Below are 10,510 nucleotides of genomic sequence, written 5' to 3'. Positions count from 1 at the left end.
TCAACATCTGAACACCTCCTGTCCTTCGGGACTCAGGATGAGAAAGAATCATAATAATAGTATCCTTTCTCCGTGTCCACTAAATCGGGGGAACTTCAGGGGCTTTGGCTTTATCCGTGACTTTAGTAAGCGGGGCATTTGAAAATTACCTTACGGATTATTTTTTTCTTCTAGTTATTTCTTGGTTTTTCTTTGTTTGTTGCATTGTGCTAACAATGGTTTATTTGCGGTGCTACCAACAATCATTTCAAGAAGAAATAAAGCGTATTAACAAGCAGATGGCCCAAGAAAAGGTGGTTACCTCCGAAGTGTACTCAGGCGATCAAATAAAGAAAGCAGCCACTGCAAAAAAAAGGGCATTTTGCACATTCTTAATGGGTCTTATTTTTTTACTTATATTTGTAATTTTAAATGTATTGACACAAAGGCCAATACCAATAGATGATAAATTCAATAGCCTTTGGTTTTAATTAGGTGGGGTTGAAGTGCCTAGAAAAAGTAATGATAAAACTAGAATAAATCAAAGACGGGCCGCTCTAAAAACAAAAAATCTTCCAGGAAGTTCTGGTAAAAAATCCAAGAAGCGTGATGATGGGGAATTTATTCCACCCCCACCTCCACCTAGGCCATGGACTCAAAAAGAGGTTGAATTGCTAAAAAATAAATATAAAACAAAGCCTGCCTCCTTTATTGCAAATAGACTAAATAGAAGTCTGGCTTCTGTCAGGGGGAAAATAAATAGTCTAAATCTCTCCAAGCAGGTTTCAAGAAAGGCCACACTTCGAACAGCAAATAGAAAAAAAGCTATCTCCCGGAAATTATTTGATAAGAAAGGGGCGTTTTCGAAGCCCAAGGGCAAGAATAAATCCACCGCTTTTAAGAAGAAGGCGAAGCTCAAATAGTCATTATTCTTAATGCTTCTATTAGATTCCGGCCGGTTTGTCGCTCTCCGGCTTTTTCCAGATAATTGAAGCGATGATCGACAGGGCCAGAATGCCCCCGATTATGGCCAAAGACAGCATATCAGAAATCTTATAAAATCCCGATACCAGCATTTTGATTCCGACAAAGGACAAAATCGCCGAAAGGCCGTACTTGAGATAAGCGAACATATTCATCAGCCCGGCGATGGCAAAATAGAGCGCCCGCAGGCCGAGAATGGCAAATACATTGGATGTATAAATAATAAAAGTGTCGCGGGTGATGGCAAAAATGGCCGGGATCGAATCAACGGCAAAGACGACATCGGTGGTCTCGACCACGACGAGAACCACAAATAAGGGTGTCCCAAATGTCTTGCCCAGGCGGCGGATGAAAAATTTCCCCTCATGGTAATCTTTGGTGATCGGCATGAATTTCCGGACGAATTTAAGAATAGGATTTTTTTCCGGGTGGATCTCTTTATCATCGGTCATGCCCATTTTGATGCCGGTATAGAGCAAGAAGGCGCCGAATATATAAATTACCCAGTGGAACATCGAAATCAGAAGCGCCCCCAGTCCGATAAACAACCCGCGCATAACCAGCGCCCCGAGAATGCCCCAGAAAAGGACCTTATACTGATATTTTTCGTCAACCCCGAAATAGGTGAAGATCATGATGAAGACAAAAATATTGTCGATACTGAGGGCTCGTTCGATCAGATAACCGGTAAAAAACTGAAGCGCCGCCGTATGTCCATGCCAGAAATAGACAAAGACATTGAAAATAAGGGCGACCATAATCCAGATAACCGACCAGACCAGGCCTTCCTTGATAGAAATCCTGTGATCCTTATGGTGGAAAATGCCCAGATCGAGAGCCAGCATAGCCAGGACGAGGAGATTAAACCCGCCCCAGAGGATATACTTATTATTTAATAATTGCCAGAATTCTTCCATCTTACCGATAACAATAAGAAATAATTTCCGTTTCAAAAACTAAAAAACACAGGCTGCCTCATAAACCGCACAGCCGGTATTACAAATAATCTTGGCCGGTTCAGGATTCCGTATCCTCAGTCGAGTTATTGCTGCCGGATTTCTGGTAGCTGAAACCGATTCTGGGAAAAGGATTGACAATCGAACTGGCAATATTGGTAATATGGCTGGCCACCCGCTTGAGGTATCTGAAATAAAGGGCAAGAGTGGAAGCAGCACCCGGTGTCAGCGACTTGTCCTTTTCCTGAATAATATCAGTCACTATATGATCGCAGCGGGATGAGACATTTCTGTGGTCGGACATAATTTTTTTAGCTGCCGCAATATCCATATTGGAAATCACGCCGGTGATGGAATCGAATCTTTCGGTAACAATCTTCTCAATATCGGCCAGGTCTTTTTCAAAGATGCCGCCTTCAAGGCGAGTCGGGTGGGCCATGGCCAGCTCGATAATATTCTTGGTGTAGTCGCCGATTCTTTCGACATCGATCACAATCGAGACCAGCACCAGTCCCGGGACAATATTATGAATGCCGGAAACTGTCAGATGAGTCAGGACATTTTGCCGGACAAGGCGTTCGTACTCGTTGATTTCTTTGTCCTTCTCGTAAATATCAAAGGGCAGTCTGGCATGGTCTTTTTTGCGCAGGGATTCCACCGATGCGATAAACATTTCCCGGTCGGTCGCCAGCATCTTCTCGGTCATCCGGATAGCCTGATCCAGAAGATTTTCCTTCCCGAACAACTCCATGAATTTTTTATACATAACCGGTTACCTCAACAGATAAATTAAAGCTAAAGGAATCAGGAAAAAAATCAATACTATAAATCCAATCGGTATAAATCTGTTTTTTAATGTCAATCGGGCCAATTTTTTGGCCAGAGTTATCGGAATCCATGACAGCGGCAGAAAAACCGCCATTCCGCAAACATTGAACATCAGATGAGCAAAGGCAACCGCCACCGCCGCCGTGTTTTGGGTGACCAGGGAGGCCAGAATGGCGGTGACCGTAGTCCCGATATTTGCTCCCAGCGTGTAGGGATAAACCTGTCGAAGAGTAAGCACCCCGGCTCCGACCAGGGGGACGATCAGGGAGGTTGTAATTGAAGATGATTGCACAATCGACGTCAGGAGGATGCCGAACAGCAGGGCGCTGGATGTATTTCTGAAAATATATCGGCTGAAGAATCCTTCGACCCGGCTGAGAACCAGCGACTTCATGATATCGACCATAAATTTGAGGGCAATAAACAGAAGAAGAATCGCGGCAACTGCCGACATCCAGGCGCTTTTTCCCAAAGCGTCGATTATCATGGTCGCAACCGGTTTGGTCATCACTTTAATTGGAGAAATAAAATGTAATCCGCCCGCTCCCTCGAACATCTGCTCCATAAAAATGGCCGTGCGACCCAGGAAATTGGTGAAATATTGCAGGGGGAAGAAGATAGCCACCGACAGGATGTTAAATATATCATGCACAATGGCTCCGGAAAAGGCCCGGCTGAATTCGCGGCTCCGGGTGATATGGGTCAGCGAGACAAGGGCATTGGTGACGGTGGTTCCGATATTGGCGCCCATGACGATGGGAATGGCGCCTTCGATGGTGATAAGCCCGCTGGCCACCATACCGACCAGAATCGAAGTTGTGGTGGATGATGACTGGATAATTGAAGTAGCCAGGATACCAATAAACAGGCCAACAATAGGGTTGGAAGTCGTGTTTATCAATGTCTCGGCGAAGTCTTTGCCGAAGAGCTTAAAAGCATCGCCCAGAAGCGTTATCGAAAGGATAAAAATATACAGGAAAAACAGAATTCCGATTGGCTTGAGAATGTTGCCGGCCTTAATCCCTCGGCCGTTAATGTGAAATCCAATCCGATGTTCTTCATCGGGGATTTTTTCTTTCAGCAAACTCTGTTCTCTCTCACTCAGCTTAATTAAACGGTTGCGCGAATATATTGACATCAATCTAAAATGTCAAGCAGATACGGGCCAGATCATAACCGCAATTTTATGAAAATCAATCAGAGGGAAACCGGAATTAATATTGATCACCGGCGGGAAGAAACAATAGTCCGTTCTCGCGGCCATCGCGGATGACAATCATGTAAACGCCTTCAGTGTGCAGTTTGTCGAGGATTTTGCTCATCAGGTCCCGGGCATTGCGGACAATTTCACCATTGACTCTTTTAATCTGGTCCCCAGGCATCAGGCCGCTGGAATACGCCAGACCAAGCGTGTCAATATCAACAACCTGCAGAAGGCCGGACGGGGTTTTGGCTACCGAGAAACCGAGTTTGCCGCCACCCGCAGCCATTTTGATAGAGTTATCCGTCCCCTTTGAGGCGTCATCCTGTCTGGGCGGGCGCGGTGCGCGAGTAAGGCTGACCAGCGGCGAATCATAGGGCTCCCGGGACAGATAAAACGACAACGGCTGTTCCGGGGATGATAATACCCAGCTAAACCGGAAATGATTCTGGTACACTTCCCAGCCCGGATTATGCCGTCTCCAACCGGTCGATTTTATAATTTTCTGAAGGCTGTCGGCCGGTATAATCAGTTCCGCGCAGGACATAGTCAGGGTGATGGTCAGAACATCGAAACGAAAGCCGCTCTTTTCCATCAAGGGGTGGTTCGTAATCGGGTCATATATATTACCGGGCAGTTCATTTTGCATGAGATTGCGCCCGGCCAGCAATTTTATCAGATTCAGAACCTGGTGCAGCCCGGTCGCTCCCACTTCAATGTAGTCATCCATCTTAATGCCTTCCAGCGGAAAACAGGGAGGATCATAAAGGACATCGGCCCGAAAATATTTCATCAAGTTTATGTCGATTTTGCGCTCCTGCCATTTTATTCCGGAGAGCTCTTCAAGTTTGATCAGAATATCATAGCCGAGGCTGTCCCAGACAGCCATGAAAGCGGAATCATTGCGCTCGACCCAGCGGATATCTCTCCCGACCAGATAATCGTTGAAATAATATTCGGGATAGAAAGCCTTCATCAGTAAGCGGCTGTCGGTTTTAAAAGCAACGGTCGGCAGATCGGTGCGCAGCGGTTTTGGGGCGTAGGGCAAAAAGGTCGTTTCCTCTTTCTGTGCCATAGCCGCGGCCGCCATTAAAAAAACCAGCAAAATGAGTGTCGCTTTTTTCATAGATGTTAAATTAGGCATGATATTAAGAGAAAAGCAAGAACTTTATGCGGGAGAAAATTACGATTGCGCCGTGGCCGGGTCCGATGCCGGGGGGATGACCTGTTTCGGCGAGAGTTTACGCAATTCCAGGTAGAACAAAGTTATCAGGGAACTGAAAAAAGTCCCGAGAAGACCTTCGATGACGATCGCGATCATCAGGAACAGCGGCAAAATAATAATAATCGAAGCGACCAGTATCCAGGTCGAATAGGTTGACATGAACACGATCGGGACGGCGAATAATAATATTATTACAGTCGCGCCGATAATTAATACAATTTCCAGAAAAAACCCGATCAGGAAAATTACGAGATTGGGGCCGACATGCTTGATTAGAAGGGTATAGCCTTCCCCGATAGCCTGAAATACGGGCGATCCGAAGGCCACAATTTCACGCTGGGCGAGTGAATATATATTTCCAAAAAAGAAAATCCCGCCGAAACCGATCGGAATACCGATCAGCAGAGCGAGAACGCCCACAACAGGTGTCATGATAAAGGCCAGAACAATCGGCAAAATGATAAGCACGGCAAATGTTATCCCCACAACCACAGCAATCAGAAACAATCCCAGGAAACGCCAGAAATGAGCGGCTCCGGTTTTGAATAATTGTGAAAGTTTTATACTTTCGTTTTTCTCTATTTTGTAAACGCCATCGATAAGACCGGCAATACTGATCAGACTAAAGATAAAAAATATCAGAAGCAGCAACAGAACCATGGCGACGATAAATATTATCAGCGCAATCGAGATTTCAGGGTTGAAACGAAACCAGTCGATAACTCCCTGAAAAAAACCGCCCTCAATGTCAAAATTCCAGAGGTCAGGTTTATCGGGAATTAGTCTATTAGCCACCCCGAAATAACTCGTCGAAGTGGCAAAAAAGCCCAGAACCCAGAGCACCTTGTGCTTCCAGGATAACGTAAAGGCATTACTTAGTAGATTATTGTAATCCATTGATATCTTTAATTAACGGCTGATATAGTCTAAAACAACATAAAAAATCAGTTTATTATTGCCGATTCAATCTTTCTGGCCGGGAATCCATTTCCGTTATAAATGGAGCCATCCTTGAGCTTGATTATGCGCTGGCAATGATTGGCAATATTGGCATCATGAGTAATGACGATGACGGTATGTCCGGCCTGCCAGAGTTCGTCGAAAATCTTAATAATTTCGCCGCCCGATTTGGTATCGAGATTGCCGGTCGGTTCATCGGCTAAAATCAACTGCGGGCTGTTACCCAGCGCACGGGCAATCGCCACCCGCTGCATTTCGCCGCCCGACATTTCCGTCGGTTTATTGAGCGTTTTATCGGTCAAGCCGACCCTGGCAAGCAATTCGGTTACTCTTTTCCTGCGATCTTTCGCCCGCATACCCGAGAACAGCAGCGGTAGTTCGACATTTTCATAGGCCGAGGCATAGGGCAGCAGGTTGAAGGCCTGAAAAACAAAGCCGACCTGGCGATTGCGAACCTCCGCCAGATCATTGGCCGTCAGGCTGTCCACCTTGCGTCCGCCCAGATAGTAATCACCTTCGGTCGGCGTATCCAGGCAGCCCATCAGGTTCATCAGAGTAGATTTACCGGAACCGGACGGCCCCATGATGGCGATGTATTCATTGTCTTTGACTTCGAGGTCAATCCCCTTTAAAGCTTCAAAAACAATTTTTCCGGTGTTATAGATTTTCTTTATGTTTGTCATTTGAATCATGATTACACCTGTATGCTCAAAGAGTATTTATTCATATCTCAAGGCCTCGACCGGATTGATCGAAGCCGCCTTCATCGCGGGGAACAATCCGGAGAGAAGTCCCATGATGCCGAGAATAAGGACCACCACCAGTCCGATTTCAAGCGATATCGTCGGTCTACCGAGAAGCTCGAAGGCCTCATTATCGATGGGGACTTTTTTGAAAATTTCTGTTATCACATAAGTAATGGCAATTCCCAAAAAGCCGCCGAGGAAGGTTATCCCCAGGGCCTCGAGAAGGAACTGGCCGATAATATATATGCGCTTTCCGCCGACCGCCATTTTGACGCCGATTTCACGCGTCCGTTCCTTGATCGATACATACATGATATTGGCTACGCCGACACTGGCAATCAGGAGCGTTAGGGCGCCAATAATTCCGAGAAATACTTCAATACCGAACAGAATAGCGTGCGTCATGCGGTTGGTTTCGACAACATCCCAGAATGACAGGGCTCGGTCGTCTTTGGGATCGAATTTGTATCTGGCCCCCATCACTTCGAAAACTCTTTTCTCGACCGCCTTGGTATTATTCATATCCACCGGCTGGTAAATAATATTGTCCAAATAGGGATCGCCGAAAATACTGACAAAAGTTGTCGCCGGGATGATAATAACATCCTCATCCTGACCCTGGTAGCTGTTCATCTGCACCTTGTGCTTCATGACGCCGACCACTTTGAAGGGAATTTTTTGAATGTAAATGGTTTTGCCGACGGCGTCTTCATCTCCAAAAAGCCTGGTCTTAACGCCGTCGCCGAGAAAAGCCACCCGGCGCTTCATGTCCATATCCAGCTTATTCATGAATCTTCCGCCCGTTTCGGGAATCATATTACGCAGGTCCCGATATACCGGGAAGACCCCGTTGATTCTTTCATTGAGAATTTTGTCATTGTAATCGATCTCGACCGACCAGCGGATATATTCCCCGGCCACCTCTTTGAGCTCCGGCATATTTTTTTTGAGAAATTTGATATCGCTTTCATACAGGGGTATCCGCCGTCCTTTGCCGAAGCCTTCATGGGCGATCGAAGTCTGCCCGCCCCACATGATGACGATCCCCTCACCGAGACCGGTCGTCCCCTTCATGAACTGGACCTTCAAGCCTTCGCCGAAACCGAGCAGCATCATAATCGACATGGTGCCCCAGAGAATGGCCACCAAAGTAAGGATCATCCGTTTCCGCTGCTTGCGAAAGTCCCTGACAAATATATTGTAAAGAATCGATGGGCTCATATTCCACCTAAAATAATTTCAATGCTTTTACCGGTTCCAGGTTAGCGGCTCTCCGGGCCGGGAAAAAACCGGAAACCAGGGCAATCAGGCCGACGATCCCGACAGCCATCAAGGCGCCGGAAAAAGTAATGGTCGGCTCGCCGATATCTTCGGTAAGGCTCGGCGGCAGCGCCTTCATGAGACCGAAAGCCATCAGGAATCCAAGTGTCCCACCGATGGCGGTGAGCAGGATGGTTTCGAACATGAACTGGCTCATGATGACTCTTTTCTTGGCGCCCATGGCCATTTTTATGCCGATTTCCTTCGTCCGCTCTTCCAGCACCACATTCATAATGTTACTGACGCCGATTCCACCGGTGACCAGGGTCATACAGCCGATGCCGACCAGAAAGGCCCGGAAGGCAAGAAAGAAGGTGGCAAAGAATTTGAAACCCTCGGTCGTGTCCCAAATCATGAGCGCTTCGGTGTCCTTCGGATCAAAATTGTATTTCGAACCCAGGACATTTTTGATTTCCTGTTTGACCCTGCCCATCATATCCGGCCGGGGGGCCTGGACAATCATATTCTGGGGATAGCGATTCGACCACATGGTCCTGTAGGTTGAGGCCGGTATCCAGGCATGATTGTAATCACGCCCCGAATATGAGGAGTTCTGGTCTTTCTCTTTCATGATCCCGATGACCGTGAAGGGAACATTATTAATCATAAAAATTTTGCCGACATGGTCCCCCTGACCGAACAATCTTTCGGCCAGGCGGTTGCCGAGAAAGACGACCCGTTTCTTTTCAACCATATCGAGGGCATTGATGAACCGCCCGCCCTCCTGCGGTATCAGGCTTCGCATGTCGCAGAATTCCGGCCAGACGCCCGCCACTCGGGCGACCAGATTATTCTTGCCGGTTTTCATGGGAATACTGCCCCGGGCATACTCGGGAGAAATTCTCAATATCGAGGGAACCGCGGCCTTGATCCTGGCCACATCATCTTCGGTAAACATCACTCGACGTCCGCGGGGCAGGCCCTTCCATGGTTTTGATGTCAGGCCGGGCCAGATAATGCTTATATTCTCTCCCAATCCTTTAAACCTTTTCATCTGGGCCTTATACATCCCGGTACCGAAACCCATAAGCAATATCACCGCCGCCGTTCCCCAGAGAATACCGAACATGGTCATAAAGGTGCGCAATTTTTGGTTGCGCATATCCCGGAAAAACTGCTTGATGGACAGGAGCGGAAGCATCCTATTCGATCTCCTTTGGCGGCCGTTCGACCAGCATATCGCCCTCGGTAAGTCCCGACAGCACTTCTATATTGATGCCGTCGGACAGCCCGACTTCGATGACCAGGCGGTTGGTATCACCAAGGCTGTCATGCGTCTCGACATAAGCGGTATCATTGACAAATTCGATCAGCCTTTCCGGAATGACCAGAATACTGTCTTTCTTTTTAATGATAATATCGGCGTTGGCCGAATATCCGGCGCGAAGCAGTTTGGTGCCCATGTCGGTCAGTTTTATCTCGACTTCAAAAACGGTTGAGCCCTGATCCAGCCGGGCCTTTGGCGATATCCTAAGGACCTCACCCATGACCGTGTCCTTGGGCAGGGCGCCGACCTTGATCTCGGCCGCCAAACCCAATTTAAGTTTGCCCACGTCGATTTCATCGACCGTTCCTTTGAAAATCAGGTCCTCCATATAGGCCAAAGTCATCAAATCGGTGCCGGCCTGATATGAGGTCAGCGGAACGACCGGGTCACCTTCCTCGACCAGTTTCTGCAGAACCATGCCGTTGACCTGCGATTTAATTATATTATCAACTTTCAGGTCGGCGATTTGGGTATTGCCGGATTGAATCAGATCAAACTGTTCCTGGGCCAGTTGCAGCCTGAGGCGCGCTTCTTCGTAGGTTGCTTTCTTGCTTTCATACTCCTGATCGGAGATAAGTTCTCTGTCCAGAAGGGTTTTAAAGCGATCGTATTCGAGCTTGGCGTTGTCGAAAGCCACCTGATAAATCTCGACATTGCGCTTGGCGGTGGCAAATTCGATCGGGGTCGGGTCGGGAGCAACATCGATAAGAGGATCGCCGACTTTGACATAATCGCCCACCTCGACAAAAATCCTTTTGACGATTCCCGAAATTTTTGACTTGACCGAAGTTTCCTGACGTGGTTCAATTTTCCCCACGGCCAGAGCTTTGTCGATAATCGTTCCTTTTTCCACCTTGATTATTTTCTGGTCACCAGTCTTGCTGGCATTGCCGCTGAGGGCAAAGAAAAGGACAGTAGCAATGACTGCCACGATCACGCATATAAGGAGAATTTTTTTGACCATCTTTTCACTCTCGATATGTCAGGTTTATCTTTTTCCTCTGTTCTGTCTGTAAAATACGGATATTGAACGGTTTTGTTTCG

The 10,510-nt window shown here is 47.3% G+C and carries 11 protein-coding genes; 2 read left to right on the top strand and 9 right to left on the bottom strand.

What is annotated here, in order from left to right; translation table 11 throughout:
• Positions 1 to 104 precede the first annotated feature (104 nt).
• Together CVT49_12035 and CVT49_12030 are read left to right on the top strand one after the other, a co-directional pair.
• Positions 105 to 470, top strand: coding sequence for a hypothetical protein (locus CVT49_12035; protein ID PKK82796.1), 366 nt, complete (start codon positions 105 to 107; stop codon positions 468 to 470).
• A gap of 15 nt (positions 471 to 485) precedes the next feature.
• Positions 486 to 902: a hypothetical protein gene (locus CVT49_12030; GenBank protein PKK82795.1), complete on the top strand. Its 417-nt coding sequence runs from the start codon at positions 486 to 488 to the stop codon at positions 900 to 902.
• 21 nt (positions 903 to 923) lie between these two features.
• On the opposite strand, the gene CVT49_12025 is transcribed toward CVT49_12030, so the two are convergent.
• From CVT49_12025 to CVT49_11985, 9 genes are all read right to left on the bottom strand, one after another.
• On the bottom strand, positions 924 to 1,880 hold the full coding sequence (locus CVT49_12025) for a hypothetical protein (GenBank protein PKK82798.1): 957 nt from the start codon (positions 1,878 to 1,880) through the stop codon (positions 924 to 926).
• A gap of 100 nt (positions 1,881 to 1,980) precedes the next feature.
• Positions 1,981 to 2,685, bottom strand: a complete 705-nt coding sequence (locus CVT49_12020) for a hypothetical protein (protein PKK82794.1) — start codon at positions 2,683 to 2,685, stop codon at positions 1,981 to 1,983.
• Between the two features lie 6 nt (positions 2,686 to 2,691).
• Positions 2,692 to 3,885, bottom strand: coding sequence for a hypothetical protein (locus CVT49_12015; GenBank protein PKK82797.1), 1,194 nt, complete (start codon positions 3,883 to 3,885; stop codon positions 2,692 to 2,694).
• A gap of 76 nt (positions 3,886 to 3,961) precedes the next feature.
• Positions 3,962 to 5,074 carry a hypothetical protein gene (locus CVT49_12010; GenBank protein ID PKK82793.1) on the bottom strand — a complete coding sequence of 371 codons (1,113 nt, stop codon included), beginning with the start codon at positions 5,072 to 5,074 and terminating at the stop codon, positions 3,962 to 3,964.
• A 57-nt stretch (positions 5,075 to 5,131) separates the two neighbouring features.
• Positions 5,132 to 6,016: a hypothetical protein gene (locus CVT49_12005; GenBank protein ID PKK82792.1), complete on the bottom strand. Its 885-nt coding sequence runs from the start codon at positions 6,014 to 6,016 to the stop codon at positions 5,132 to 5,134.
• Between the two features lie 101 nt (positions 6,017 to 6,117).
• Positions 6,118 to 6,825 (bottom strand): macrolide ABC transporter ATP-binding protein, encoded by a 708-nt coding sequence (locus tag CVT49_12000; GenBank protein PKK82791.1) that lies wholly within the window; start codon positions 6,823 to 6,825, stop codon positions 6,118 to 6,120.
• 27 nt (positions 6,826 to 6,852) lie between these two features.
• The gene (locus tag CVT49_11995) at positions 6,853 to 8,100 is read right to left on the bottom strand and encodes an ABC transporter permease (GenBank protein PKK82790.1); all 1,248 of its coding nucleotides are present in this window, start codon (positions 8,098 to 8,100) and stop codon (positions 6,853 to 6,855) included.
• A 7-nt stretch (positions 8,101 to 8,107) separates the two neighbouring features.
• Positions 8,108 to 9,340 carry an ABC transporter permease gene (locus tag CVT49_11990; GenBank protein ID PKK82789.1) on the bottom strand — a complete coding sequence of 411 codons (1,233 nt, stop codon included), beginning with the start codon at positions 9,338 to 9,340 and terminating at the stop codon, positions 8,108 to 8,110.
• 1 nt (position 9,341) lies between these two features.
• On the bottom strand, positions 9,342 to 10,430 hold the full coding sequence (locus CVT49_11985) for an efflux RND transporter periplasmic adaptor subunit (protein ID PKK82788.1): 1,089 nt from the start codon (positions 10,428 to 10,430) through the stop codon (positions 9,342 to 9,344).
• Positions 10,431 to 10,510: the final 80 nt, after the last annotated feature.

Source organism: candidate division Zixibacteria bacterium HGW-Zixibacteria-1 (assembly GCA_002838945.1).
GTDB lineage: Bacteria > Zixibacteria > MSB-5A5 > GN15 > PGXB01 > PGXB01.
The sequence above is the reverse complement of the archived record's forward strand: the minus strand, read 5'-3'. Positions and strand labels throughout refer to the sequence as shown.